This is a genomic window from Corynebacterium tuberculostearicum SK141 (assembly GCF_000175635.1).
GTDB classification, from domain to species: Bacteria; Actinomycetota; Actinomycetes; order Mycobacteriales; family Mycobacteriaceae; genus Corynebacterium; species Corynebacterium tuberculostearicum_C.
Window position 1 is genome coordinate 1 of the sequence record NZ_ACVP01000032.1, and the last position, 25,431, is coordinate 25,431.

Sequence of the window (25,431 nt, forward strand, 5' to 3'; positions counted from 1 at the left end):
ACCCCTTAGGTGGGCACCCAAAAAAGTAAGGGTATGTGCTTCGCATGTTTGTCGGTGGTCAATAGCTGCAGGGAAACGCCCGGTCCCATTCCGAACCCGGAAGCTAAGCCTGCACACGCTGATGGTACTGCAACCGGGAGGTTGTGGGAGAGTAAGTCACCGCCGACACCAAACAACAAAAACAATTGAATACCGTAATGATGAAGCCGTAGAAGACAGCGGACCGCTAAGTGGCAAAGTCTCTTCGGCTTCATTTGTCGTTTTACCGCGATTGTCTGTGATGCCATCTTGAGGGCTATTCCGAATAATGTCCTGAAGAGCAAACTTTTCATTGCATCTTCGCTACACTTATCCACTCAATAGTTTGGGGGGGGAAACTCATGTGGTTCGACGGCTATCATCGGCAGTTTGGAAAACGCCTAGAAGAGTTTCACGCGGTTGCGATTCCTTCAATGCTCGCGGAGCTATCGCCGGAGCAGGAAGAACAAGTCACCCAGGGCTCTAAAGAGTTTCCGTTCGGCGCGGTGCTAGACGTCTTAAACTCCAAGCACAGCTACGAAGACAAGGGCTCCCGAATACTGGCTATCAGCGGTACATGGATGAATGCTGCGTCCGGTAGCCAGTGGGCTCTAGGCCCATTGAGCAGCACACCATACTCTGAACGGGTAGGCATAGGCGTTAGATGGGGAGAGATTGCATTCTCACCACTATTGAATGTCGCAGAGAACCTCATCGATGCGTATCCGACTTGGCCGGGCGTGCTCAGGGAATTCGCTGAGAATCAAGAATTTAACCGTGAATATTTTTCGCAGCGGCTTAAGGAGATTTAGGGGTGTCTGATTTCTCTTCTAAAAGACCGCTAGATGTTTCTGGGACTAGGGTCTTATTCGGTATCGGCACTGCGCTGCTGGGATCTTTGCTCTTGTCTATTTCGTGTGAAGGTGGCAGTGAGGGCTGGTGGGACGCTGCGACTGGCGCGGTCTTGATTCTGATCGCAGTGATTCTTCTCGGTTGGGCTGCATTGAGGAAGGCGGTGCGTCGTCAAGCGCTGTGGGGCCTGCTATTTGTTGTCTACGGGGCGCTAGGCGCGCTACTTGTTCTTGGTGGTAGCATCCGTTTCGTCACGGTGTGCCTCTGGGTTGGTTTGATGAGTAATGTTTGGGTAGCGCTGCGGCAGCCCGTCAGGATCTAAATTCCGGCTTTTTGTTTGCGGGTTGTAGAATAGGGCCGGTATTTCTGTGCTAGTTCCAACCAAGAAAGGGTAGGGCTGAATGTCGGAGCGCAATCCCAATGGGCGCGGCGGACGTGACCGCAAGCCACGCAATAACAAGGGCCGTGATTTTAAGGGCGATTCTCGGAAGAAGAAGTCTTTTTCGCCGCAGCGCTCCGGATACCGTGAGGAACGCATTAACCGTCGCATGAGTGACCCAGACATCCCGGCAGAGGTAGATGTCAACGACCTGGACCCGATGGTGCTGCAGGACCTGAAGTCGCTATCGAAGGAGAACTCCGAGGCCGTCGCTAAGCATATGATCATGGCCGCGACGTGGATGGAAGATGATCCTAAGCTCGCATTGCGGCATGCGCGTGCCGCCAAGGACCGCGCTGGCCGCGTCGCAATTGCTCGTGAGGTCAATGGCATTGCTGCGTATCGTGCGGGCGAGTGGAAGGAAGCCCTTGCTGAGCTGCGTGCCGCGCGACGCATTTCCGGTGGCCCCGGAATGCTTGCAGTAATGGCGGATTGCGAGCGCGGTTTGGGCCGCCCGGAGAAGGCGCTGGAGCTAGGTCGTGCGGAGGAAGCATCGGAACTTGATGAAGAGTCCAAGATTGAGCTGGCGATTGTTCTGGCCGGCGCCCGCCTAGACATGGGGCAAGCCGAGTCCGCGGTTGTCACCATTCAGCGCGCACATCCTGATCGCGATGCCCGCGGGGTAAGCGCGTGCCGTCTTGCTTATGCCTACGGTAATGCTCTGCTTGAAGCAGGCCGAAAGGACGAGGCTCGGGACTGGTTTGAGCACGCAGTTTCTATTGATGAAGGCGACTGGACTGATGCTGCCGAGCGCCTTGAGGAGTGCAAGTAGTGACGGTTCTCAGCAAGCACGACGCTCTTCTTCTTGATCTCGATGGCACTGTGTGGGAAGGCGGTCGCCCGCTTTCTAACGTGGTGGACGTCATCAACACCTGCGGAGTGCCGGCAGTGTATGTGACCAACAATGCTTCGCGCAGCCCACAGGCAGTGGCGAAGATGCTAGCGGACATCGGTCTCACCGCGGGTACGGAACAGATCGTTACCTCTGCGCAAGCGGTTCTACAACTAGCAGCCGAAGAGGTCCCAGCTGGGGCAAAGCTGCTTATCATCGGTGCCGATTCCCTCCGTGACTTGGCCCGGGAGATGGGCTTCAAGGTAGTCTCCAGCGCCGATGACAAGCCTGCTGCCGTTGTGCAAGGCTTTGACCGCTCGGTTGGCTGGGAACACTTGACTGAAGGTGCCTTGGCCATCCGCCAGGGAGCCAAGTTCTTTGCCTCTAACCTTGATACCTCTCTGCCAATTGAGAGAGGTCTTGCTGTGGGAAATGGTTCTCTGGTTGCTGCCATCCAGTCAGCCACTGGTGTAGAGCCGGTATCTGCTGGCAAGCCTGAGCCGGCCATGTTTACTTTTGCCGCAAAGCAAATCGGCGCGAAGAAGCCACTTGCTGTGGGCGACCGTCTGGATACTGATATTGCAGGTGGCAACTCTGCAGCAATGGATACCTTCCATGTGCTCACCGGCGTTTCTGGTGAGTTGGAGCTGATTGAGGCACCCGTGGAGGCACGCCCTAACTTTATCGGCGCAGGAATGCACGAGCTGGCCCTTCCTGTCTCTGTCGCTCGTCCTGGAGCACAGGGTGGATTTACGGCGCGGTGCGATGGCCATGACCTTCTGCTCGAGGGCGGCGACGAAAAGTCTACCTCCGTTCAGGCATTGCGCACCGTGTTGGAAGTTGCATGGGCCATGCCGTCGCCGCCGCGCTATATTCAGCCGCGTAGCGAGCGTGCGGAAAAGGTTGTTGCGCAATGGCGGTAAAGCCGCACGACTTTCGAGCCGTCAAGGAGCCGGCAGAGATCGATGCGGAAGTAGCGGAGATCCTTGGAGAAGATGCAGCGGATTTGGCCGCTGAAGTAGAACAGCTTGATCGCGCTCACAATGTGCTGCGCGATGCATTGCAGGAGAATTAATGCCCCCACAACGTCGTAGGTTAGATGCGGAGCTGGTGCGCCGAAAGATTGCGCGGTCACGTGAGCAGGCTCGGGAGATGATTAAATCTGGCCGTGTCACGGTTGGTGGCTTCAAGGCGCAAAAGCCGGCGTCGATTGTAGAGCCCGAGGTTTCCATCAAGGTAGAGGAAGCCGAAGAAGACAAGTGGGCTTCACGTGGCGCCCACAAGCTTTTGGGCGCCTTGGCGGCGTTCGACGTTGACATGAACGGTCGCATCCTCGATGCCGGCGCTTCTACCGGTGGCTTTACGGACGTGTGCTTGGAATATGGTGCGCAGGAAGTGCTGTCTGTCGACGTGGGCTATGGGCAGCTGCTCTGGCGCCTGCAAAACGATGACCGCGTAACCGTTTTAGACCGCACCAATATCCGGAATTTAACGCTGGAGCTTACCGACGGCCCCTGCGACGGCATGGTAGGTGACTTGTCCTTCATTTCCCTCCGCTTGGTATTGCCGGCCATTGTGGATTGCCTGAAGGACGGCGCTTGGTTGTTGCCTATGGTGAAGCCTCAGTTTGAAGTGGGCAAAGAGCGCCTTGGAAGCGGTGGCGTGGTTCGTTCACCGGAGCTGCGCAAAGAAGTAACCAAGGAAGTCGCTGAATTTGCGTTGTCGCTGGGGCTTAGTATGCATGGGGCTGTGGCATCACCGCTGCCTGGGCCAAGCGGCAATGTGGAGTACTTCCTGTGGCTGAAAAAGGACGGCCAGTCCACAGATCCGGCTAAAGTGGAAGAAATGATTGACCGCGCAGTCGAGGAAGGCCCGCAATGACACGTGAGATCCTGTTGGTGCCTCATGCCAACCGCCAGCAGAACCTGGAAGCGACCTCGCGTGCGGCAGAGCTTTTGCAAGATGCGGGAATTACCGTACGAGTGTGCGCGGACGAAAAGGTACTGCCGGGATTGAAGCATGTACCTCACACCGAAGATGCGGCCGCGGGCTGCGAATTGGTACTGGTTTTAGGCGGCGATGGAACCTTCCTCCGCGCCGCCGACATGGCGCGTGCCGTAGATATTCCGGTGCTTGGCATCAACCTAGGACACGTGGGATTCCTCGCCGAGTGGGAGGTCGAGTCCCTCGACCAGGCCTTGGTGCGCGTGATTGAAAAACGCTACCGCATTGAAGATCGCCTCACCATTGATGTGTCCATCTTTGATGAGGAGGGAACCCTTCTTAATCGCAGCTGGGCTTTGAATGAGGCTTCGGTAGAAAACCAAAACCGCTCCGGCGTGCTAGATGCAATCTTGGAAGTCGACCGCCGGCCAGTGTCGTCCTTTGGCTGCGATGGGGTGCTGATTTCCACGCCCACTGGATCGACCGCCTATGCGTTTTCCGCAGGTGGTCCGGTGTTGTGGCCCTCTCTGGATGCAATCTTGGTAGTGCCGAATAATGCGCATGCGCTGTTTACCAAGCCATTGGTTGTATCGCCCAATTCTTTAGTAGCCGTCGAATCGACGATGCGCACGACTCCCGCCACCGTGATATTAGATGGCTTCCGCGAATTTGCGATGCCAGCAGGGGCACGTGTGGAAGTAGTGCGAGGCGAGCGTCCGGTGCGGTGGGTACGCTTGGATGACCAACCTTTTACTGACCGTTTAGTCTCGAAGCTGCGCCTGCCCGTAGAAGGGTGGCGCGGGCCGAAGGAGAAGTAGTGCTCGTCGATATTTCCATCAATGATCTTGGCGTCATTAGCCAGAGCTCTGCGGAACTATCCGCGGGCCTTACCGTGCTTACCGGTGAAACCGGTGCGGGTAAGACCATGGTGGTTACTGGTTTAAGGCTCTTAGCCGGTGGTCGCGCGGACGCCTCTCGAGTGCGCGATGGCGCGAAGAAGGCTGCAGTGGAGGGGCACTTTTCTTCGTCGAAAGAATCCATCCGTGAGTTGGTGGAGTCGGTCGGCGGCGATGCTGACGAAAATGGCGAGTATATCGTTTCACGCACGGTCTCTGCCGCCGGAAGATCGCGGGCCTATTTAGGCGGCCGTGCGGTGCCGGCTGCAACTCTGGGCGATTTCGCGCGCGAGCTTATAACGGTCCACGGGCAAAATGATCAGCTGCGTTTGCTCGCGCCCGAGGAACAACTGGGTGCGGTAGACCGTGCGGATCCGAAATTGGCGCGTGTGCGAGAGCGCTATACCGAGGCCTTCAAAGAGTGGCGGAGCCTCGCCAAGGATTATAAGCGGCGTACGGAGCAGCGCCGCGAGCTGGCGCAAGAGGTTGACCGCCTGCAATTCGCCGTCGATGAGATCGATGGTATTGCCCCAGAACCCGGCGAGGACGAGGAACTGGTGCAGCTGGTTCGCAAGCTGCAAGACGTCGATGGGCTGCGCGAGTCCGCGGAAATTGCCTTGGCTTCCATCGACGGCACCGAGGAACTGGAAGAGGCCGCCTCGGCACTGCTAGGCCGGGCGGTTTCTGCCTTGGCGGGGTCCACCGATAAGGAACTGGCGGCCTTGGGCGAACGGCTCAGCGAGATCTCGACGCAGTTGGGCGATATCTCCGGCGAGCTCGGTGGGTATCTAGCCGGGCTGCCGGCGGATCCGCACCTGTTGGAAAGGTCCCTCCAGCGGCAGCAGGAATTGCGCACGTTGACCAGAAAATACGCGGGGGATATTGATGGAGTTGTAGCTTGGCGCAATGAGGCAGCGGCAAAACTGGAGTCTATGGATACCTCCACAGAAGCCCTGGAGGAGCTGAAACAGCAGGTCAAAGACGCTGAAGCGGTAATGATTGAGCGGGCAGGGGAGCTGACAAAGGGGCGTCGGAAAGCGGCGAAGGCCCTGGGCGAGCAGGTAACGCAGGAGCTCCACGGCCTAGCCATGCCAAATTCGACCTTGACGGTCGAGCTCACGCAGGCGAAATATTCTAAGTCCGGCGCAGACGCGGCCGAGCTGCAGTTGAATGGCAAGCCGATTGCCTCTGCTGCCTCGGGCGGCGAACTCTCCCGTGTCATGCTGGCCTTGGAGGTCGTGCTGGCGGACGAGGACGGCGCCACCTTGGTCTTCGATGAGGTTGATGCAGGCGTGGGTGGCCGCGCAGCGGTAGAGATCGGCCGGCGCTTGGCGCGCTTGGCGGTACACAACCAAGTGATTGTGGTGACCCACTTGCCGCAGGTGGCCGCGTATGCTGATGCTCACCTGCATGTATCGAAGGAGAAATTTACCTCTGGCGTGGCCGAGCTGTCACAGGAGGAGCGCGTGGAGGAACTGGCTCGCATGCTGGCGGGGTTGGACGATACCGAGACCGGCCGCGCGCACGCGCAGGAGCTTTTTGACCGCGCACAGGAAGAAGCTTCCGCGCGCCTCGCCCACTCGAAACCATAATCACGCCACAATAGGGCCATGGCTCTGTTTTCCCGTAACCCCGAGCAGCCTGGTGCACTGCGCGATTGCACTCCAGGCGCTAAGGGGATGAAAAAGTTTAGTGAAGGCGATGTCGCCGTAATTGATGCGGCCAATATCTCTCGCCACGAGGCTCAAACTCTCGTAGACCTTAAGCCCTCCGCCGTCATTAATGTGGCGGAGTTTTCTACCGGCACGGTCCCTAATTATGGCCCGCACATGTTGCTTGACGCCGACATTACCCTCCTTGAAGGCGTTGGCCAATCCTTTGTTTCCGAGTTCAAAGAAGGCAAGAAGGCGCGTATCGGGGAGGACGGCACCGTCTTTAGCGGCGATAAGGCGCTCGGCACCGGCCGCGTGGTAACCCGTGAGCGAGCAGAAAAGAACTTCACCGCGGCGCAGGGCGCGCTGATTGACCACATGGAATCCTTCTTTGGCAATTCCATTGACTTTATTAACTCGGAAGGCCCGCTGCTTATCGACGGCCTCGGCGTCCCCGCCTCCGGCTCCGAAATCGCCGGCCGCAAGGTTGTGCTCTTTTCACCTACCGATCGGCACCGCGAACAGCTCAAGCAGCTGCGCAACTTTATCCGTGAGTATGAGCCGCTGCTGATTGCAGTGGGAGCAGCGGCAGATTCCTTGCTGGCCCAAGGATATAAGCCGGATTTCATTATTGGGGATCCGAATAGCGTGAGCGATGAAGCTCTGCGTTGCGGCGCCCGCGTAATCGTTCCTGCGGACCCGGAGGGCGAGGTAGAAGGCCTCGACCGCATCCAGGACCTGGGCATTGGTGCGATGACCTTCCCCGCAGCAACGCATTCCGGTACCGACTTGGGCCTGCTCTTTGCTGATTACCACGGCGCCGATCTCATTGTGCAGGCCGGCGGCGGGGTGGACCTCGATGATATCTTTGCTGACCGCACCAACCCCTCTGCCGTGCTTTCCCGCCTCAAGGCCGGTACCAAGGTGGTCGACGCCGATGCGGTGATTAATCTCTACAGTGCGCCTTCCTCCAACCTTGGCTGGCTGTGGGCAGTACTGGGAATCCTGGTTGCCATTGCGGCTGTCATCCTCATCGTCGGTTTCGGCGGCAGCCAGGACTTTGCTAGCAACCTCAGCGAAACCTGGTCCAGCCTCTTTGGGGGCGCATAGGCCATGGCCAAGACTGAACTTGTAGCAGGCTTGGGCTTCGGCGCGGCCGTGGGCGTAGCCTTAGGCGCCCTGGTGATTGCGCCAAACCTGACCACCAGCATGGCAGACGACGATCCCATCCGCGAAGAGCACCGCAAGGTGGTCCAGGACAATAAGATTCTGCAGACCCAAAATGACGCCAGCGACAAGATCGTGGCCGATTCTGGGGCGGAAATGGTTGATGGAGTCTTGTCGCAGCGCCCAGTACTCATCGTCGCCACCGATGACGCCAATGGCGGCGATGTAGACGCGATCCGGAAGCTCTTGGAGTCTTCCGATGCCACGGAGGCCGGTGAGATTAAGCTGACCAAGGACTTCTTGCGCCCCGAAACTAAGGACAAGCTGCTTCCCATATTGAAAGATACTGCGCCCAAGAAGGCAGATATCAAGGACTTGGATTCGGCCGGAGCCATCAGCGGTGAGGTCCTGGGTACTGCGCTGTCTATGGATCCTGAGAGCACGAAGCCCATGGCATCGGTACAAGAGCGTGCGGATGTGCTCCATAAGCTGCGCGACGAGGGCTTTATTGATTACGAAGATGGCACCATCGTGCCTGCCCAGGCCATCATCGTGGTCTCTGGAAATGGCCTGCGAGGCTACCCGTCCACCGCGCTGGCAGAATTTGCCACCGGGTTGGATGATGTCAATGGGTCCGTGGTGTTGAGCGGGCGCACCAAGCAGACCCAGGATGATAAGGCGCTAGCTCAGGTGCGTGATCAGGACGCGGCGCTGTCTACGGTCGATGGCACCGAACGGGCAGTGGAGCGCATTGCGGTCATTCTGGCCACCCAGGAACAACTTGATGGTGGCCAGGGCGACTATGGCGCCACCGAAACTGCTGACTCCGCCTTGCCGGGAAAGGAATAGCCCATGGCGCATGATTTCAAGGTGCTTGATTCGCAGCTGCTTGTCGAAGCCCCCATTCTCGCCCTCCGCCGCGACGAGGTAGTCATGCCCGGCGGCGTTTCTGCCTCCCGGGAAGTAGTCGAGCACCTAGGTGCTGTGGCCGTCGTGGCAGTGGACTCAGACGAGCGTATTGCGATGGTGTATCAGTACCGCCACAGCGTGGGAAAGCGCCTGTGGGAACTGCCGGCGGGATTGCTCGACGTACGCGGTGAGGATGAGCTAACCGGCGCCCAGCGTGAACTGCAGGAAGAGGCCGGCCTGAGCGCACAGACGTGGTCCGTGCTGACGGACCTTGTGACCTCGCCGGGTTTCTGCGAAGAAGCGGTTCGCGTATTCCTTGCCTCGGAGCTTTCCGACGTCCCCCGGATGGAGGCTACCGGTGACGAAGAAGCCGATATGGAAGTCGCCTGGGTGGGCCTCGACGAGGCCGTCGACAAGGTGCTGCGCGGTGACATCGTCAATTCCATTGCCTGCAGCGGTATCTTGGCCGCCTACGCTGTGCTGCGCGGCGGCAAGCAGACCCGCAGCGTGGAGGAGCCGTTCGACCTTCGACCGACCTCGATGAGCTCCCGCCGCACGGGCGCGGACCTAAAGCAGCTGTGAGTGCGCTAGAAAACATAGCGCAGACGTGGCTTAATCATCTAGCAGTCGAGCGCGGCGTTTCCGCCAACACCTTGAGCAACTATCGCCGCGATGTCCGCCGCTACCTTGCATGGCTGGGGGATAACGGGGTAGAGGATCTGCGGTCGGTGACGCGACCGATGGTGGAGGCTTATCTTAAAGACCTGCGCTCACACATGGCTGTGTCCTCAGCCAACCGAGCGCTCATCGTTGCTCGCGGACTGCATAAATTTGCCGTGTCAGAAGGCGTAGTGGACGTTGATGTTGCGGTTGAGGTAACCCCTCCGTCAACCGGGCAGCATTTGCCGGAGACATTATCGGTAGATGAGGTCACCGCCCTCATTGAAGCGACTCCTACTGAGACCCCGGTAGATGTGCGCGACCGCGCCCTGCTGGAGATGCTCTATGGCACCGGCGCGCGAATCTCGGAAATTGTCTCCCTCAACGTTGATGACGTGTCCTCCGCGCAGGAAGTAATACGCTTGCGGGGCAAGGGAGACAAAGAACGGATTGTGCCAGTGGGCTCGCATGCCCGCCAGGCTCTCGATGCCTACCTGGTGCGGGCGCGACCGGCGCTGAGCAAAGGTAAGACGCCGGCGTTGTTTCTCAATACCCGTGGCGGCGCTTTATCCCGTCAAAGTGCGTGGACTGTGTTGAAGACTGCAGCGCAGCGGGCGCAATTGGGAAAATCCATTTCTCCGCACACCTTGCGGCATTCTTTTGCGACGCACCTGCTTGAAGGCGGCGCAGATGTGCGCACCGTGCAAGAATTACTGGGACATTCCTCGGTGACAACAACGCAAATATATACTCACGTCACTGCCGACTCCTTGCGCGAGGTCTGGCGCACTGCGCACCCCCGTGCCTAAGAAAGGACCTATATGTTTTCAACTCGTGTAGTTGGTGCGGCGATTTCTGCCGCATTGTTTTTCCCAGCGGTGGCACACGCCCAGCTGCCGCCGGAAGTAGAGGCTGCTATTGCCGCTCCCATTTCGGTTCCTGCCGGCCAGACCACGACTGTAAGCTTGCCCGTGCCGGCCGAAGCCAACTACTCCGGCGATGGGTGGAACGTCTCCGCCTCAGGTACCTCCGCTACCATCACCGCCCCGGCAGATGGCGGCCAAATCTCTGTTCCCGTCTCCGCCCAAGGTATGAATGCGACTCTCACGCTCGTGGCCGATGGTTCGGTGGCGCAGGAGGACGTTCAGGAAGAAATCGACGGTGCAGAGGGCGCTCCAGCTCCAGCGCCTGGCCCGGCGCCGAATAAGTCGGATGAAGGCGGCAATGCCCCGGCAGGCAAGGGAGACGAAGGTGGGGCGGACAAGCCCGCGCCGGCGAAGGGGAAGGAAAATCTCCCGGTAGTGCCAGGTAAAAAACCGGAACGTAAGCCTGCAGGGGAGGCCAATCTAGAAGGCGCGGAATACGTCAACCTTGAATCCCATATTGAAGGCAATACTATTACCGCGAAGATGGGGCTCAAGCAGGCCTATGACCTCTACCAGCAGTTTAAGGACACGGAAGAAAACGACGTTAAGCTGCGCTACCTTGATGGTGAAGGAAATATTATCCAAGGCGTAAAGCGCGACGTGGATGCTTCATCACGCACCCTCACTCTGACGTATCCAGAGGGAGAAGCGCCTGATAATCCCTTCATTATGCAGTTGCTGCGCAATGATGGCTCTGGTGCCGCCCTCATCGTCACTTTGCAGGACCCTAATTATCAATCTGAGTCGGAGAACCTCGATAAGCGGCAACAGGAAGAACCCAAAGATGAAAATGAGAGCTCGCATATGGGCTGGATTATCGGAGGGGCAGCTGCGGCGATCCTTATCGTTCTGATCGCTCTCGTGGCCGCGCTCAAACGACGTTCTAGTCAACGCTAAAAGCTTGATATAAACTAAGTCTCGGTACTTTCTTGCTGTAGCGGGTACGCTTTAATGACAACGTTGTAATCAACCCTAAGCCAAGTGTCATGGTCCGGAACTTGGCGTCAAGGAAGCAGGTGTGACTGTGAGCGAAGAGGGTCTCTTTTCTGCCTCTGATGTAGAGGTGGGGCTGACCGGTCGTCCTATCCGCGAGTTGCCAGAACCCGCACCCTTGGAAAAGCATGGGCCGGCCACCATTATCTCGATGTGTAACCAAAAGGGTGGCGTGGGTAAGACCACCTCCACCATTAATATGGGAGCCTGCCTCGCTGAGTATGGGCGTAAAGTCCTCTTGGTTGACCTTGACCCGCAGGGTGCGCTTTCGGCAGGTTTGGGGCTCACACATGACGATATCGAGGACACTATCTATGACGTCATGCTCGATAGCCATACTTCTATTCACTCCGCTATCCAGCACACTGGGGTAGCAGGCCTGGATTTGGTACCGGCTAATATTGACCTTTCTGCTGCGGAAATTCAGATGGTCAATGAAGTAGGCCGCGAACACACGCTAGCTCGGGCCCTGCGCCCAGTGCGGCGCGATTATGACTTCATCATCATCGACTGCCAGCCCTCCTTGGGGCTGCTTACCGTCAACGCGCTTGCCTGCTCCCAGGGCGTGATCATCCCAATGGAGTGCGAGTTCTTCTCCCTGCGTGGTTTAGCGCTATTGACTGACACGGTGGAAAAGGTCTCTGACCGTATCAACTTTGATCTTGAGGTCATGGGCATCTTGGTGACCATGTTTGATCGCCGCACGAAGCATGCTCGGGAAGTTATGTCCCGAGTGGTGGACTATTTTGGCGATAAAGTCTTTGACACCGTAATTACTCGGACCGTTCGTTTCCCGGAAACGTCAGTGGCCGGAGAGCCGATTACTACGTGGGCGCCAAACTCTCCTGCTACGCAGCAGTATCGCAACCTGGCCAAAGAGGTCATTGAGCGCTCGACCGTTTAAGGTATCGTGACCCAGCCGGAGATTACGGGCTTTCGCATTGCACTGCGAAATTTTGAGGGCCCATTTGACCTGCTTTTGCAGCTTATCCAGTCCAAAAAGATGGACGTGACTGATGTTGCGCTTTCAGAGGTAACGGACGAGTTTGTCGCCTATACGCGGCAGCTGGGCGAGTCTGCGGATTTGGATGAAACCACTGATTTTTTGCTGGTGGCAGCGACGCTTTTGGACTTAAAGGCGGCGCGGCTCCTTCCTCGCGGTGATGTCGACGAGATTGAAGACTTGGAGCTGCTGGAGTCGCGGGACCTTCTTTTTGCTCGTCTTTTGCAATATAAGGCCTATAAACTAGTAGCGGACCAATTTGCGCAGTGGCAGCGCGAGGCCCAGCGGAGCTATCCGCGGGCGGTAGCTATCGAGGAGAAGTTTGCGGAACTACTGCCTCCTGTCTCCCTCGGCCATACGCCAGCCAGTTTCGCAGAGCTCGCCGCGGGAGTCTTCCGCCCAAAGCCGCCGGAAGAAGTGGCCACCGGCCACGTGCACTCTGTGGCGGTATCGGTTCCAGAGCAAGCCGGCAAGATCCTGGAAACCCTAAAGCTACTGGGCGCCGGTCAATGGATGAGTTTTGGTTCCCTGACCCGCGATTGCACGGTTTCTATGCAAGTTGTGGGCCGTTTCTTGGCTCTTTTGGAGTTGTACAAGGCCAAGGCGGTTGACGCACAACAGGAAGAAGCGCTGGGCCAGTTGGACCTTTCGTGGACGGGTTTGGACGTTGACCCAGCGGTAGTTGCCGCCGCGAACTGGGACTAAGGACGCTGCTGGATAAACTTCAGGGTCTCAGGGGCCAGCTCGCGATCAGAATAGACGCGTACGTCAGGCTCATCTGGGTTGTCCTCGGTGCCCACGCGGCGGCCTTCCCACACTTGTTGGAGTCCTTGCTTTTCAATGACCCGGATCGCTGCTGGGTGGTTGGTCGTCACTCGGGCGGTGATGGGGGATTCAGGATCAACCTGGCGGATGCTCTTTAGCGTCGCCGAAGTGATCTCTGTAGCAAATCCTGAGCCCCAGTGAGCAGGGCGGAGGCGGTATTTGATGTCCCAGAAATTTCCGTCTTCGACAAAAATGGCCCCACCAACTCCGACGAACTCAGAAGGATTATGGCGCATGTAGGCGGCCCATGGTCCAAAATGGTGGGCGTCCCACGACTGGGAGGAGGATTGCGCGAGTGCACGGGTGGTGCGGATATCAGCAAAGCGCCCGTTGGGTCGGTGGCTCCAAATTCGTCCGTCGCTGTAGACCTTGTGGGTCTCTTCGATATTGGCGGCGGACAGTGGGATGAGAATGAGTCTGTCAGTGCGGGTAATAGTTTCCATGGCAATATGTTACCCGACTCACATTTAGAAGCGAAAGTGATTTAGGAAATTTCAGGCGTCGTTTTCCGCTGCAGTAAGCTTGGCGTCTATGGACCTTCCCCTCATCTCGCAGCTCCGTTCCCGCCTTGAGTCAATCTTGCTCGTGCTCGATTCCCCAGCTTCGGTGGAGTCCTTGGCGCGTGCTTTGGGGGCGGAAAGGGACGTCGTCAGTGATTGCCTGCGCGCTGTCCAGCGCGAGCTGAATAATCGTGGTTCTGGTATCGAGTTGCGCGAGACCCAAGAGGGGTGGCGCTTTTATACGCGTTCCGAAAACGCAGGCGCGGTAGAAGAATTCCTCTTGGACGGCGCCCAGACAAAGCTCTCGCGTGCGGCCCTGGAGACGTTGGCGGTGGTAGCCTACCGCCAGCCCATAACCCGCCAGCAGGTTGCCGCTGTTCGCGGCGTCAATGTCGATGGTGTTATGCGGACCCTAAGCCTGCGCGGATTGGTGCGGGAGCTGCCGCAGGATGATTTTGAAGGTGCCGCGCACCGCTATGAGACGACGGAATTGTTCCTCGAGTTATTAGGGATTGATTCTTTGGAGCGCTTGCCGGACTTGGCGCCGCTATTGCCTGACGTGGAGGCGATCGACGAGGAGTACTAGCGTGGGGTAAGATTGCCCAGGTAATTTCATATCTTCGAGAGAAAAGGACACGTACGTGACTCCTCCCGCTCGCCGTGACGGCACACCGGATAAGAAGCAGCGAGACAGTGACATCATTGTCTCTAATGCTAAGCCGGCCCGTCACCAGCATGTGTCAAAGAAAAAGCAGAAGGCTACTGCAGAATCCGTAGCCCGAGAACTGGGCGCCGATTGGCTGGTCGATGAAGACAAGCCTAAGGGGGAACGTCTCCAAAAGGTGCTCGCTAAGGCAGGCGTTGCTTCACGTCGCCACGCTGAAATCCTCATCGATGCCGGCCGTGTTGAGGTCAACGGCAAGATCATTTCCAAGCAGGGCGTTAAGGTAAACCCCTCTGTTGACGTCATCCGAGTAGATGGTGTGCGCGTCAATGTCAACGAGGAGCACGAATATTTTGTGCTCAACAAGCCGCGCGGCATGCAGTCCACTATGTCTGATGACTTGGGCCGCCCGTGCGTAGGCGACGTGGTTTCGGAAAAGGTAGCTGCTGGCCAGCGTCTCTTTCACGTAGGCCGCCTCGACGCCGATACCGAAGGTCTGCTTATTCTCACCAATGACGGCGAGTTGGCTAACCGTTTGATGCACCCCAAGTATGAGGTGACGAAGACCTACCTCGCCACTGTTTTGGGTGAGGCCGATCGGAAGCTTGTGCGACAGCTCAAGGAAGGAATCGAGTTGGAGGATGGTCTGGCAAAGGCAGATTTTGCGCAGGTTGTAGATACCAACCAGGGATATTCTTTGGTTCGTCTTGAGCTGCATGAGGGGCGCAAGCACATTGTGCGCCGCATGTTGAAAGAGGCGGGCTTCCCCGTGCAGCGTTTGGTGCGTACCAAGCTTCATACGGTGCAGTTGGGCGATATGAAGCCCGGTGGTCTGCGAGCTCTCAATTCCAGCGAATTGACTAGTTTGTATAAGGCGGTGGAGATGTAATGATTTCTAATATGCCGAATCAGGGCCTCATCCTGGCTGTGGATGGCCCTTCTGGGACTGGTAAGTCGACCACGTGCCGCGCCCTAGCCAAACAACTCGATGCAAAGTACATCGACACTGGTGCCATGTACCGTGTAGCAACTCTTGCCGTGTTGCGTAAGGAAGTGGACCCTGCGGATACGTCCGCGGTGATTGCTGCTACAGCCGATCTGCCATTGGAAGTTTCCGATGATCCAGATTCCACCGAGGTTCTTCTCGGCGGCGAGGATGTCGCGCGCGTTATTCGGGAAGACGAAGTCACTCGCAATGTCTCCACCGTATCTGCTATTCCGGAAGTTCGGGAAAACCTGGTAGCCCTGCAGCGCAAACTAGCCCGCGAGGCGCATCGCGCTATTGTAGAAGGGCGCGATATTGGCACCGTTGTGCTTGCTGATGCCCCTGCTAAAGCATTCATGACCGCCTCTGCTGAAGTCCGGGCCCGCCGACGTCAGGCGCAGAACGAAAGGGCAGGAATCGCTTCAGACTACGAGACGGTACTCGCAGACGTGCAGCGCCGCGATGCGGCAGATTCTTCACGCAAAACCTCGCCGTTGCGCCCAGCAGACGATGCAACCTTAGTCGATACCTCGGATATGAGCCCTGAGGATGTCATACAGGCCCTGATTAACGTGGTAAAGGAGTCGGTCAATGACTAAGCATGATCCCCAGGAAGAGTCGGAGACTCAGTTCCATTACCCGGCCGGAAAGTTTGATGATGAGGTGGTAGAAGCCTCTCCTGGTTGGGCCGCTGATGACTTCAATGCCGAGGAGTTTGACTATGAGTTCGTTGACTCGGAATTCGGCGAGGCCGATTTTGGTGAAGAACCAGAAGGAGAAGAGCCGCTAAGCGAAGAGGAATGGGAGGAACTCTCCCGTGCTTTCGGTGTTGAGTCCGATGATCACACCGAAGAAGCTCTGTGCACGGTAGCCATCGTGGGTCGCCCTAATGTGGGCAAGTCTTCTTTGGTCAATCGTTTCCTTGGCCGTCGCGAAGCAGTGGTAGAAGATCACCCGGGCGTTACCCGTGACCGAATCTCCTATGTAGCGGACTGGAATGGGCAGCGCTTTTTGGTACAAGATACCGGCGGTTGGGATCCGAATGTCAAGGGCATCCATGGTGCAATCGCTCGCCAGGCAGAGGTGGCGATGGAAACTGCTGACGTCATCGTCATGGTGGTAGACACTAAGGTGGGAATTACTGCGACGGATGAGGTCATGGCCCGCCGCCTGCAAAAATCCCCCGTGCCGGTGATTCTGGTATCGAATAAGTTTGATTCCGATAATCAGTATGCGGATATGGCCGAGTTTTATGCGCTGGGCCTGGGCGATCCGTGGCCGGTATCTGCTCAGCACGGCCGCGGCGGTGCGGATGTGCTCGATGAGATTTTGCGGGTATTTCCGGAAGAGCCGCGGCAGACCGCGATTACTTCTGGTCCGCGCCGCGTCGCTTTGGTGGGCAAGCCTAATGTGGGTAAATCCTCCCTGCTCAATAAGCTGACCAGTGAAGAGCGATCCGTGGTGGATAATGTCGCGGGCACCACCGTGGATCCGGTGGACTCTTTGGTACAGCTGGATGAGCAGCTGTGGAAGTTCATTGATACTGCCGGACTGCGCAAGAAGGTCAAAAACGCGCAGGGACATGAGTACTATGCCTCCTTGCGTACGCGCGGCGTTATCGATGCTGCCGAGGTCTGCATTATGCTTATCGACGCCTCTGAGGAGATTTCTGAGCAGGATCAGCGCGTGCTTAATATGGTGCTAGAGGCAGGCAAAGCCCTCGTTATCGCATTCAATAAGTGGGACCTCATGGATGAGGACCGCCGCTACTACCTAGACCGCGAGATCGATCAGCAGCTGAGCCACCTACCGTGGGTTACGCGTGTGAATATTTCCGCCGAAACGGGCCGCGCCCTGCAGAAGCTGGAACCTGCCATGATCGAGGCGCTGGAAAGCTGGGACCAGCGCGTGTCTACGGGTCAGTTGAATAACTGGTTGCGTGAGGCCATCGCAGCTAATCCTCCGCCGATGAAAAATAACCGCCTGCCGCGCGTTTTGTTCGCCACGCAGGCATCCACGCAGCCGCCGACGATTGTCTTGTTCACGACAGGGTTTTTGGATGCGGCCTATCGCCGCTACCTCGAGCGCAAGTTCCGTGAGCGTTTTGGCTTTCATGGAACGCCCATCCGCATCGCAGTGCGAGTGCGGGAGAGGCGCGGCAAGAAGCGCTAGCAGTATGCCCGTTACGCTGGGATTATAGCATTTAGGCGAGCGATTTTTGCACTGGAAACGGTGTGAGAATTAGCTCGCCTGTCCGTTTATGTCCGTTCATGTGGGGATCGATAGGATATAACCAGTTATAGATCCTCTCGTGATGGAAGGCTTAGTATGCTAGCCAGCGTAATCGCGCCAGATTCAATTCTGGCCATCGTGCTCCAGATCATCATCATCCTTAGCGCCCTGCTCTTGGGCACTCGCTATGGTGGCATCGGGCTGGGACTAATTTCCGGCATCGGTCTGATGCTCATGGTCTTTGTTTTCGGCCTCGCCCCGGGCGAGCCTCCGGTGTCAGTGATGCTGACCATCATCGCAGTCATTGGTTGTGCGGCTACCTTGCAACAGGCCCGCGGGTTGGAAGTGATGATGCAATTTGCCGAAAAGTTCCTTCGCGCCCACCCAGAGCGCATCACCATCCTCGCGCCGCTTACTACCTGGTTCTTGACGGTCCTATGCGGTACGGGCCACGTGGTGTACACGATGTTTCCGATCATTGAGGATATTGCCCTGAAGAAGGGCATCCGCCCAGAGCGCCCAATGGCTGTCGCCTCGACGTCGGCGCAGATGGGTATTACGGCCTCTCCAGTGTCTGTGGCCACCGTGTCCTTGGCGTCTATCATCGCGGAAAATGCCGGCGCTATCGACCACGCCTATTCCATCCCGCAGATCCTGATGGTGGCTCTTCCAGCGTCACTTTCTGGCGTCATTCTTGCCGCACTGTGGTCGCTGCGCCGCGGCAAGGACTTGGACGAGGATCCGGCATTCCAGGAGCGAATGAAGGATCCTGAGTTTGCCCAAAGCATCAACCAATCCACTGGGTCGCTTATGGATGAGGAATTTTCACCGGAGGCAAAGCGTGCGGTAGTTATCTTCCTCGTCGCTATCGCCAGCGTGGTCGCCCTCGGTGCCTTTGAATTCCTTCGCCCGCTTGTTCCGGGCGATGATGGCGAGCTGAGCCCGCTGTCTATGAACCTGGTTATCCAAATGGTCATGCTGGTTGCTGGCGCAATTATCTTGCTCAGCTGCAAGGCTGACCCGAAAAAGATCGCTTCCACCCCGGTTTTTAAAGCCGGCATGACCGCAGTATTCTCCGTGTTCGGTGTGGCCTGGATGGCGGATACCTTCTTCGAAGCCCATATCGACGCTTTGGAATCCAACCTGGGCTCCGTAGTGGAGGCCGCCCCATGGGCCTACGCCGTGGTGCTGGTCATCGTGTCTAAGCTGGTGAACTCGCAGGCCGCGGCCTTGGTTGCGATTGCTCCGATTGGACTGCAGCTGGGCATCGACCCTGCCATCATCGTCGGTTTCTACGGCGCGGCCTACGGCTACTTCATCTTGCCCACTTACCCCTCGGACCTTGCCTGCATCGGCTTTGACCGCACGGGAACGACGCACATTGGCAAGTTCGTCATCAACCACTCCTTCCTGATTCCCGGCGCCATCTCGGTATTTACTTCCTGCGTCGTGGGCTCGCTCCTAGCGCAGATCCTGCTTTAATCCGACTCCCGTACCAGCACGAAGGCATCCGTGCGGTACGGGATGTGCAGTTTTTGTCCGGGCGTATATCCCAAGTGCTCGTAGAGGTACCAGTCCAGGTTGTGGGTCATGCGCTCATGGATGGCTTCGCCGTTGCGTAGCCAGTAAGACCGGGTATGCATTAGCTGGTGAAGTTGTTCCAGGGTAAGTTCGTGCTCCCAGGTCAGGCGGAGTTCTCGCTCTAAAGACCACGGCGCCGTATAGTCCGGGTAGAAACCCGGTTTATGTACATCACCAGAGTGCATAATGCGAGAAAGCCGCAAAACCCATGGGTCGGCATTGACATCGAGCGTATTCCAGACCAAGAGGATTTTTCCGCCCGGCGCTAGGACGCGGTCAAGCTCTGCGCAGGCGGCTGCCACATCAACCCAGTGCCAGGTTTGGGCGAGGCAGGCTGCGTCTAAGGAGGCGTCGGCAAGCGCGGTGTTTTCGGCCGTAGCACGCAGGACCGGCAGGTGTAGACGGGAAGCGAGAACTCCCGCCATATCGGCGGAAGGCTCCAAGGCTATAACCCGCTCATTGGGAAGGGAGTCAGTGAGCTTTCCAGTACCTGCACCTATATCAGCTACGGTGTGGGCAGGGGCGATAAGGGCAGTGACTTCGTCCGGATAGCCAGGGCGTACATCGTGGTACGTGCTAGCGCCGCGGCGGAAGGCTTGGGCGGAGGCGGTGCGTTGCGCGGCAGTGCGGAAACCGGGGCCTTGCTTCGTGGAGGCCTTGCGGTAGCTAGGAAAGTGACAGGGATCTGGGCGGCGAGTCGACATAGCTCATCTAACCTACCGCGAATTAGAATGGCTGCCTATGAGGACACTTCCCGCAGCATCAGATCCCAGGTGGCTGCTGAAGACCGTCTTTTCTCGTCCCGCTCTCACCGTGCCGGCAGCATTCTGCATGGCTGTATCCTTTCTGCTTAACGCCACCAGCCCAGTGATAGTGGGCCATGCCATCGATGAAGCTGTGGCGCAGGGATCCATCCACCGGCTGGGGCTATGGCTAGCGGTATTAGTAGCCGCATTCGGTCTTAATGCCCTAGCCGCCTGGTACGGGCGCGGGCTTAATGCCCGAGCCATGTTGGTAGTTGGCCACGATGTCCGCATGGCCATCACGGATAGGATTCAAGACCCGCGTGGAATGGCGGGCAAGCCCCGCAGCGCCGGCGAGTTGCTGGCTATCGCCTCCACGGACGCTAGGCGGGTGCAGAATGCGGTGATGATGACGGTATTCCCCGTCGCAGAGATTAGCGCCATTGTGTATGTGGCTATTATGACCAGCCGCATCAATCTACCCTTGGGCATTGCCATTTTGTGTGGTGGCCCGCTCGTGGTGTGGGGCTCGGTGCGCGCGGCACAGCCACTGCGCGCCCGCTCAGGAATCCGCCAGGCGGCGTTGGCCAAGGCCAGTGCGATGGCCACCGATGTGGTGCACGGCCTGCGGATACTAAAAGGCTTGGGTGCGGTATCCACCGTCAGTATGCGCTATGCCCAGGCCTCTGACACTGCCTATGAGCGAACGGTAGACGCCAATGCCTCCCAAGCGCGCCTCAATGCTGCTACGGAGATTTTGGGCTCGGTGTATGTCATTGCGGTGGGCATTGGGGCAGGTACGCTGGCAATGCATTCCACGATCAGTGTGGGTGAGCTTATTACGGTTATTGGTCTGACGCAGTTCGTCATCACGCCGATGACGATGTTGGGGCGAAATATTGCCTCGCGCTGGGCGGCCGCGCAGGCAAGCGCTACGCGCATTACAGCGGTCCTTGCCGCTCCCAGCGTGGAAGGCCGGAAACCGCAGCTTCCGGCCCTCGCCCCCGGAGTGAGCGTGGTGGCCGAGCCTGCCCCAGATGATCTGGTTTTCTTGCCGCGGGAGCGTTTCCTTGTTGCTCCGCACGATACCCTGCTTTTTGAGGGAACCGTGCAGGACAATATTTCTTCCGATAGCGCGGTTGCCAAACGGGCGCTTTACACGGCCGCGGGGGAAGATATCCCGGGTGGTTTAGATCGCGAGGTGGGGGAGGGCGGCCGGAATCTTTCCGGTGGACAACAGCAGCGCGTGGCGCTAGCACGAGCAATTGCGGCGGACCCTGCGGTCCTTGTTTTAGCCGATCCCACTACCGCCGTGGACTCGGTGACTGAGCAAGTCATTGCGCAGCGGGTAGCACACCACCGCAGTATAAAGCCAACGCTCGTTTATACCGCTTCGCCGGCATGGACTGCTGTGGGATCGAGCCTATGATGCGGTTTCCTACGGCTTCGTGGCGCCAGGTGCGCGAAGAAATTGGCCGGCAGCTTTCCGACGTCCCCGGTGCGCGGCCGCAGGCTGCCGTGGCCCTTGCTTTACTCACCGCGGGCGCAAGCGCCAATGTAGCGATCCCGATCCTGCTGGGAAAGATTGTTGATGCCGTCATCACCAAAAGTGCAATTTCTACCATTGGCCTTTCGTTGATAGTGGTAGCCGTGGTCTCCGCAGCGCTCTCCGCAGCGGGGTTCTTTCTTCTCTCCCGCCTTATAGAGCGGGTGATTTCGGCTTTGCGTGAAGACATGGTGTCTACCGCTTTGCGCTTGCCCACTCATCGTGTGGAGGAAGCGGGCACCGGGGATTTGGTCTCTCGCTCCACCGATGATGTAGCAGAGCTCTCGGCAGCGGTCACCGAGACCGCACCAGTGTTGGCCAAATCTGCTTTTGCCATCGCCACCACCGGGGTGGCGCTACTTAGCCTCAATTGGCAATACATACTGGTAATAGTTGCAGTTACGCCGCTATATGTAGTCGCCGCTCGCAGGTACCTGCACCGAGCCCCTGGCCGCTATGCCGACGAGCGTGCGGCCATGGCTGAGCGGGCGCGCAGGCTTCTTGAGGCAATACGAGGGCGAAAGACCGTGCGCGCCTTTGGACTGGAAGGACAGATGCATGCCGGCATCGAACGTGCCTCCGCGCAAGTGGTAAAGGATGGCTACGCAGCGCGTAAAACCATGATGGTTCTACAGCTGTGGATGACTGGCATCGAGCTCACCATGCTGTGCTGTGGTCTTGGGGTGAGTTTTGGGCGGTGCAAACGGGAGCACTCACGGTTGGCGCCGTAACCTCAGCCATGCTTCTGCTTATCCGTTTGCGAGGCCCGCTCATGGGATTGATGCGGGTAATCGACACCGTACAATCCGGCTACGCCTCGCTGTCTCGCATAGTCGGGGTCGTCGTTGACCCGCCGCGGGCGGTGCCGGATTACGGCGCTCCAGCCCCATACGGAGAAGCCGAAATGCGAAATGTGAGTTTTAGCTACGACAACGGCGGCTGGGCTGTACGAGACATCAGCCTCAATATTCCTGCCGGGCATACGGTGGCTTTAGTTGGGGCCTCCGGTGCGGGTAAGACTACCGTTGCCGCACTTTTGGCTGGCTTGCGGGTTCCTGAAGAAGGAAAGGTCTTGGTCGACGGGGTAGAGGTAGCACTTCTTTCGGACGCTGAGCGCGTGGCGCGATTAGCCATGATCTCCCAAGAGGTACACGTTTTCTCAGGCACCCTCCGCGAGGATCTTTCTTTGGCTGCCCCTCAGGCAAGCGACGCACAGATGCTTCAAGCACTCGAGCGGGTGGGCGCACGCTGGTTCGCGCACCTAGACGAGGGCCTGGATACGGTTATCGGCTCACAGGGAGTCCAATTAGATCCTGTGGCGTCCCAACAACTCGCGCTGGCACGAATATTGCTTTTGGACCCGAAAATCGTCATTATGGATGAGGCCACTGCGGAGGCGGGTTCGGTGGGAGCCGAAGCCCTCGAAAAGGGCGCCATCGAAGTCACCCGTGGGCGTTCGGCGTTGGTCGTGGCGCATCGGCTCGACCAAGCAGCACGGGCGGATAGAATCATCGTGATGGATAATGGCCGCGTGGTTGAACAGGGAAGTCACCACGACCTGCTAGATTATGGTGGCCGTTATAAGCACTTATGGGACGCATGGCAGAAGGGACGACAAGGATGAACGCGAGGTCACTTCGGGCCGTGCTCGGTGCGGTAACTGTGTGTTTCCTTGCCGCTGCTGGCACTTCGTGTTCTAGCGAATCAACAGAGTCCCCGCACGCGGCAGAGACCACCAACACCGTTAACCTAGGAATCCCTACCTCCGCACCCTTGAACGGCCCTGAGCCCGGCTCTTATAGGACGATCAACCTGCCCTCCGGGCGTTCCTTTATCCTCAGTGTGCCCAAAGACTATACTGGGGATAAAAAATGGCCTATCGTCCTCGCCTTTCACGGGTGGGGTCAGTCTGCCGAAAATCTCCGTGGTTATTCTCGCCTGGATGCCGCAGATGCCATCATGATTTTCCCAGAAGGCAAGAAAAAGGCGTGGAGCCCCGCTCCATATGCCAAGACCTCGACAACGGAAGATAAGAAGTTTGTGCGGGAAATAATTGATGCGGTCCGCGCTACTTACCATGTCGATGATGGTCGAATTTTTGCCACCGGCATGTCTAATGGCGGCGGATTCGCTGCCTATCTGGCCTGCCAGATGCCCGATACCTTCAAATCCGTTGCCACCGTTTCCGCTGCCTATTATGAAGACATTCTGAAAAACTGTGCGCACTCTCCCGTCGGGCGGTTGGATATGCACGGCACCGTAGACCCTGTGGTGGGCTATTACGGAGGCACTCGCCACAAGACCAAGTACTACTCCGTGGAGTCCGTGCTGGAACAGGACCGCAAACGCAATGGTTGTTCGACCAAGGTCGATACCACCCGCTTGGTCAATAATGCGCTCGATATGAGGTGGAGTGGTTGTACCGCACCGCTCGAGCATATCCGTATCGCCGGGGGTTCGCACGTGTGGCCTGGAGGCACGGCGGACGCGCATAACGAGGTAGGTAGGTTCTTCGCTACCGATCGCGTCTTAGATTTCTTCGGAATACCTGGACGTCCGTCCGGTACCGCACAAACCTAGCTCTGCTTAAAGACCTGAAAGGTAGCACCTGGAACCTTGCGCACCCTTTCTATGCAAATGTCTGCAACGGTAGAAAAGCCGGCGCGGTGAGCCGTGCTACGCGGGGAGGTAGGCTCCGGAATTTGCGCTAGATGGAAAGTCCTGGACCCCCCATCTTCGGCGTTGAGCTCTATAACCGCCTGCGCTGTGGTGCCGGACCCAGCAAAGAAGTCTAAGACGCGAGCATCCTTGCCACCACCAATGGACAGAAGGTGTTTAATCAGGCGTACCGGCTTTGGAAAATCGAAGATGCCCTCTATACCCATTGCTTCCTCCGCATCGCGTCGGCCGGTGCGGGTCACTCCAAAGCGCTCGCCGTCCAGGATCGAACGTGGGCGTGCTCCTACCTTCTGGTAGTTCTTGGTGTAGACAAACCCGCGACGGAAAACCAGCTCATCGTAGAACTGTTCCACCTTGTCGAGGCTCCATCGCCAGCGAGCGACCTTTTTCTTTCCCACCGGTTGGTCTGGCCAATACTCCTTTCCATCGGGCCCTGAAATAGGAAAATCTAGAGAAGGAAGGTACCCAAGGGTTTTAGAATCTAGGCGTACCAAGGAGTATTTTCCCTTGTCATCCTCATGGTTATATTTGGTGGAGGTATGACCTTGGATATCGATATTGAAACCGGGGTTGTCTGAAGTTCGGGCGTAACACAGGATGTATTCGTGCTCTACCACGGCGTATTTTGCATCATTTTTGCCGGTGCCGGCCTTCTTCCAAATCAATTGGCCGGCAAAGCATCCCTCGCCAAACACCTCATCGAGTACCTTGCGGGTATTGGCTACCTCGTCTTCGCCAATGGAGACGAAGATGAACCCCTCAGAAGACAGCACTTCTCGAGCCAAAATCAACCGGGGGAGCATCATCGATAGCCATTCCGAGTGCCATTCCGCATAACTTCCTGAACGCAGCTGGCGACGTAAACGGTAGTTATCGCGGTAGACAAAGTCTTTGCCCGTGTTATAAGGGGGATCGATATATATGACGTCAAAGACCTCTCGGCGGGCGGCTAGCTCTTGCAAAACTGGAAGATTATCTGCGGCAAAGATCCTATTGAGGGAGTCACCCGGTGTACTGAGAGCATAATCGGGTGGGAAATTCCGTGTTAAGGGTTGATTTGCAGCTTCTCGGGCTGCGTCTTTGCCTGGCCAAACTAAGCCAAAAAATTCCCTGCCCGTATCCGGGTGTGATGGGTGCGGTGGGTTAGCAGTAGCCATGGTGCAAAGCCTTTGTCAGGAGGGGGAAACGTCAATATCGTCTAACGCTAGCATTCGCAAGAATTAGGACAGTTGGCCTTAGCTAAAATGCCGCCGCTGCCTAGTAGTTTGGGGCTTTGGAGTGCGGCTAAGCCGGTGGCCTTACATGGTCGTCAGGCTGTGGGGGCCTCCATTTATGCTTCTGAGAAGAACTCCGCTACAGAGCGGAATTGCTTTTGATTTAGCGGA

At 57.6% G+C, this 25,431-nt stretch carries 25 protein-coding genes, 1 rRNA gene and 1 pseudogene; 24 read left to right on the forward strand and 3 right to left on the reverse strand.

The genetic code is table 11. The features are described 5' to 3' along the window. Positions 1-50: 50 nt before the first annotated feature. From rrf to CORTU0001_RS09710, 16 genes are all read left to right on the forward strand, one after another. Positions 51-168: ribosomal RNA gene (rrf, locus tag CORTU0001_RS09640) — 5S ribosomal RNA — on the forward strand. Positions 169-380: 212 nt separating this feature from the next. Beyond that, positions 381-830, forward strand: a complete 450-nt coding sequence (locus CORTU0001_RS09645) for a hypothetical protein (protein WP_005329472.1) — start codon at positions 381-383, stop codon at positions 828-830. 2 nt (positions 831-832) lie between these two features. Continuing rightward, positions 833-1,192, forward strand: coding sequence for a hypothetical protein (locus tag CORTU0001_RS09650; RefSeq protein WP_034668708.1), 360 nt, complete (start codon positions 833-835; stop codon positions 1,190-1,192). Between the two features lie 79 nt (positions 1,193-1,271). Beyond that, positions 1,272-2,081, forward strand: a complete 810-nt coding sequence (locus tag CORTU0001_RS09655; RefSeq protein ID WP_005329475.1) for a tetratricopeptide repeat protein — start codon at positions 1,272-1,274, stop codon at positions 2,079-2,081. Continuing rightward, positions 2,081-3,064, forward strand: coding sequence for an HAD-IIA family hydrolase (locus CORTU0001_RS09660; protein WP_005329477.1), 984 nt, complete (start codon positions 2,081-2,083; stop codon positions 3,062-3,064). The genes CORTU0001_RS09655 and CORTU0001_RS09660 overlap by 1 nt, the downstream gene beginning before the upstream one ends. Next, positions 3,055-3,216 carry a hypothetical protein gene (locus tag CORTU0001_RS11830; RefSeq protein WP_005329480.1) on the forward strand — a complete coding sequence of 54 codons (162 nt, stop codon included), beginning with the start codon at positions 3,055-3,057 and terminating at the stop codon, positions 3,214-3,216. The genes CORTU0001_RS09660 and CORTU0001_RS11830 overlap by 10 nt, the downstream gene beginning before the upstream one ends. Then, positions 3,216-4,022 carry a TlyA family RNA methyltransferase gene (locus CORTU0001_RS09665; protein ID WP_005329481.1) on the forward strand — a complete coding sequence of 269 codons (807 nt, stop codon included), beginning with the start codon at positions 3,216-3,218 and terminating at the stop codon, positions 4,020-4,022. Before CORTU0001_RS11830 ends, CORTU0001_RS09665 begins: the two co-directional genes overlap by 1 nt. Continuing rightward, positions 4,019-4,903: an NAD kinase gene (locus tag CORTU0001_RS09670; RefSeq protein ID WP_005329485.1), complete on the forward strand. Its 885-nt coding sequence runs from the start codon at positions 4,019-4,021 to the stop codon at positions 4,901-4,903. Before CORTU0001_RS09665 ends, CORTU0001_RS09670 begins: the two co-directional genes overlap by 4 nt. Continuing rightward, positions 4,903-6,573: a DNA repair protein RecN gene (gene recN / locus CORTU0001_RS09675; protein WP_005329488.1), complete on the forward strand. Its 1,671-nt coding sequence runs from the start codon at positions 4,903-4,905 to the stop codon at positions 6,571-6,573. Before CORTU0001_RS09670 ends, recN begins: the two co-directional genes overlap by 1 nt. 18 nt (positions 6,574-6,591) lie before the next feature. Further along, positions 6,592-7,743, forward strand: coding sequence for a putative cytokinetic ring protein SteA (gene steA, locus CORTU0001_RS09680; RefSeq protein ID WP_034668711.1), 1,152 nt, complete (start codon positions 6,592-6,594; stop codon positions 7,741-7,743). Positions 7,744-7,746: 3 nt separating this feature from the next. Then, the gene (locus tag CORTU0001_RS09685) at positions 7,747-8,649 is read left to right on the forward strand and encodes a copper transporter (RefSeq protein WP_005329493.1); all 903 of its coding nucleotides are present in this window, start codon (positions 7,747-7,749) and stop codon (positions 8,647-8,649) included. Between the two features lie 3 nt (positions 8,650-8,652). Beyond that, positions 8,653-9,291, forward strand: a complete 639-nt coding sequence (locus CORTU0001_RS09690; RefSeq protein ID WP_005324666.1) for an NUDIX domain-containing protein — start codon at positions 8,653-8,655, stop codon at positions 9,289-9,291. Beyond that, positions 9,288-10,178 (forward strand): site-specific tyrosine recombinase XerD, encoded by an 891-nt coding sequence (gene xerD, locus CORTU0001_RS09695; RefSeq protein ID WP_005329494.1) that lies wholly within the window; start codon positions 9,288-9,290, stop codon positions 10,176-10,178. Before CORTU0001_RS09690 ends, xerD begins: the two co-directional genes overlap by 4 nt. A 12-nt stretch (positions 10,179-10,190) precedes the next feature. Beyond that, a complete protein-coding gene (locus CORTU0001_RS09700) occupies positions 10,191-11,192 on the forward strand; it encodes a hypothetical protein (protein WP_005329495.1) in 1,002 nt (333 codons plus the stop codon). A gap of 127 nt (positions 11,193-11,319) precedes the next feature. Beyond that, entirely contained in the window at positions 11,320-12,192 is an 873-nt protein-coding gene (locus CORTU0001_RS09705) for a ParA family protein (protein ID WP_034668724.1), read from the forward strand. A 6-nt stretch (positions 12,193-12,198) separates the two neighbouring features. After that, positions 12,199-12,996, forward strand: a complete 798-nt coding sequence (locus CORTU0001_RS09710) for a segregation and condensation protein A (protein WP_005329497.1) — start codon at positions 12,199-12,201, stop codon at positions 12,994-12,996. Here the strand turns inward: CORTU0001_RS09710 and CORTU0001_RS09715 are convergent. After that, a complete protein-coding gene (locus tag CORTU0001_RS09715) occupies positions 12,993-13,559 on the reverse strand; it encodes a GNAT family N-acetyltransferase (protein ID WP_005329498.1) in 567 nt (188 codons plus the stop codon). The two genes, CORTU0001_RS09710 and CORTU0001_RS09715, sit on opposite strands and share 4 nt — an antisense overlap. A gap of 88 nt (positions 13,560-13,647) precedes the next feature. Here CORTU0001_RS09715 and scpB point away from each other — a divergent pair, with 88 nt between their 5' ends. The 5 genes from scpB (at position 13,648) to CORTU0001_RS09740 (ending at position 18,979) form a co-directional block, all read left to right on the forward strand. Next, a complete protein-coding gene (gene scpB / locus CORTU0001_RS09720; RefSeq protein WP_005329501.1) occupies positions 13,648-14,202 on the forward strand; it encodes an SMC-Scp complex subunit ScpB in 555 nt (184 codons plus the stop codon). Positions 14,203-14,257: 55 nt separating this feature from the next. Beyond that, positions 14,258-15,169, forward strand: a complete 912-nt coding sequence (locus CORTU0001_RS09725) for a pseudouridine synthase (protein ID WP_005329503.1) — start codon at positions 14,258-14,260, stop codon at positions 15,167-15,169. Then, complete coding sequence (gene cmk, locus CORTU0001_RS09730) at positions 15,169-15,864, forward strand: (d)CMP kinase (protein WP_005329505.1); 696 nt, start codon at positions 15,169-15,171, stop codon at positions 15,862-15,864. The genes CORTU0001_RS09725 and cmk overlap by 1 nt, the downstream gene beginning before the upstream one ends. Beyond that, complete coding sequence (der, locus tag CORTU0001_RS09735) at positions 15,857-17,437, forward strand: ribosome biogenesis GTPase Der (RefSeq protein WP_005329509.1); 1,581 nt, start codon at positions 15,857-15,859, stop codon at positions 17,435-17,437. The genes cmk and der overlap by 8 nt, the downstream gene beginning before the upstream one ends. A 156-nt stretch (positions 17,438-17,593) precedes the next feature. Further along, positions 17,594-18,979 (forward strand): anaerobic C4-dicarboxylate transporter, encoded by a 1,386-nt coding sequence (locus CORTU0001_RS09740; protein WP_005329510.1) that lies wholly within the window; start codon positions 17,594-17,596, stop codon positions 18,977-18,979. On the opposite strand, the gene CORTU0001_RS09745 is transcribed toward CORTU0001_RS09740, so the two are convergent. After that, positions 18,976-19,782 (reverse strand): class I SAM-dependent methyltransferase, encoded by an 807-nt coding sequence (locus CORTU0001_RS09745; RefSeq protein WP_005329511.1) that lies wholly within the window; start codon positions 19,780-19,782, stop codon positions 18,976-18,978. The genes CORTU0001_RS09740 and CORTU0001_RS09745 overlap by 4 nt on opposite strands. Positions 19,783-19,819: 37 nt before the next feature. On the opposite strand from CORTU0001_RS09745, the gene CORTU0001_RS09750 reads away from it, so the two are divergent. From CORTU0001_RS09750 to CORTU0001_RS09760, 3 genes and pseudogenes are all read left to right on the forward strand, one after another. Beyond that, a complete protein-coding gene (locus tag CORTU0001_RS09750; RefSeq protein WP_005329514.1) occupies positions 19,820-21,250 on the forward strand; it encodes an ABC transporter transmembrane domain-containing protein in 1,431 nt (476 codons plus the stop codon). Next, positions 21,250-22,991: pseudogene (locus CORTU0001_RS09755) on the forward strand (ABC transporter ATP-binding protein). Before CORTU0001_RS09750 ends, CORTU0001_RS09755 begins: the two are co-directional and overlap by 1 nt. Then, positions 22,988-23,947 carry a CE1 family esterase gene (locus tag CORTU0001_RS09760; RefSeq protein WP_084771685.1) on the forward strand — a complete coding sequence of 320 codons (960 nt, stop codon included), beginning with the start codon at positions 22,988-22,990 and terminating at the stop codon, positions 23,945-23,947. Before CORTU0001_RS09755 ends, CORTU0001_RS09760 begins: the two are co-directional and overlap by 4 nt. Here the strand turns inward: CORTU0001_RS09760 and CORTU0001_RS09765 are convergent. Beyond that, positions 23,944-25,203 (reverse strand): site-specific DNA-methyltransferase, encoded by a 1,260-nt coding sequence (locus CORTU0001_RS09765; protein WP_005329523.1) that lies wholly within the window; start codon positions 25,201-25,203, stop codon positions 23,944-23,946. The genes CORTU0001_RS09760 and CORTU0001_RS09765 overlap by 4 nt on opposite strands. Between the last annotated feature and the right edge of the window lie 228 nt (positions 25,204-25,431).

Coding starts and splice junctions, on each gene's coding strand:
- CORTU0001_RS09760 (WP_084771685.1), top strand. CDS start 22,988: ATGAACGCGAGGTCACTTCGGGCCGTGCTCGGTGCGGTAACTGTGTGT.
- CORTU0001_RS09750 (WP_005329514.1), top strand. CDS start 19,820: ATGAGGACACTTCCCGCAGCATCAGATCCCAGGTGGCTGCTGAAGACC.
- scpB (WP_005329501.1), top strand. CDS start 13,648: ATGGACCTTCCCCTCATCTCGCAGCTCCGTTCCCGCCTTGAGTCAATC.
- CORTU0001_RS09715 (WP_005329498.1), bottom strand. CDS start 13,559: ATGGAAACTATTACCCGCACTGACAGACTCATTCTCATCCCACTGTCC.
- CORTU0001_RS09745 (WP_005329511.1), bottom strand. CDS start 19,782: ATGTCGACTCGCCGCCCAGATCCCTGTCACTTTCCTAGCTACCGCAAG.
- CORTU0001_RS09655 (WP_005329475.1), top strand. CDS start 1,272: ATGTCGGAGCGCAATCCCAATGGGCGCGGCGGACGTGACCGCAAGCCA.
- steA (WP_034668711.1), top strand. CDS start 6,592: ATGGCTCTGTTTTCCCGTAACCCCGAGCAGCCTGGTGCACTGCGCGAT.
- CORTU0001_RS09670 (WP_005329485.1), top strand. CDS start 4,019: ATGACACGTGAGATCCTGTTGGTGCCTCATGCCAACCGCCAGCAGAAC.
- CORTU0001_RS09690 (WP_005324666.1), top strand. CDS start 8,653: ATGGCGCATGATTTCAAGGTGCTTGATTCGCAGCTGCTTGTCGAAGCC.
- CORTU0001_RS09740 (WP_005329510.1), top strand. CDS start 17,594: ATGCTAGCCAGCGTAATCGCGCCAGATTCAATTCTGGCCATCGTGCTC.
- CORTU0001_RS09765 (WP_005329523.1), bottom strand. CDS start 25,203: ATGGCTACTGCTAACCCACCGCACCCATCACACCCGGATACGGGCAGG.
- CORTU0001_RS09700 (WP_005329495.1), top strand. CDS start 10,191: ATGTTTTCAACTCGTGTAGTTGGTGCGGCGATTTCTGCCGCATTGTTT.
- CORTU0001_RS11830 (WP_005329480.1), top strand. CDS start 3,055: ATGGCGGTAAAGCCGCACGACTTTCGAGCCGTCAAGGAGCCGGCAGAG.
- CORTU0001_RS09685 (WP_005329493.1), top strand. CDS start 7,747: ATGGCCAAGACTGAACTTGTAGCAGGCTTGGGCTTCGGCGCGGCCGTG.
- cmk (WP_005329505.1), top strand. CDS start 15,169: ATGATTTCTAATATGCCGAATCAGGGCCTCATCCTGGCTGTGGATGGC.
- der (WP_005329509.1), top strand. CDS start 15,857: ATGACTAAGCATGATCCCCAGGAAGAGTCGGAGACTCAGTTCCATTAC.
- CORTU0001_RS09665 (WP_005329481.1), top strand. CDS start 3,216: ATGCCCCCACAACGTCGTAGGTTAGATGCGGAGCTGGTGCGCCGAAAG.
- CORTU0001_RS09645 (WP_005329472.1), top strand. CDS start 381: ATGTGGTTCGACGGCTATCATCGGCAGTTTGGAAAACGCCTAGAAGAG.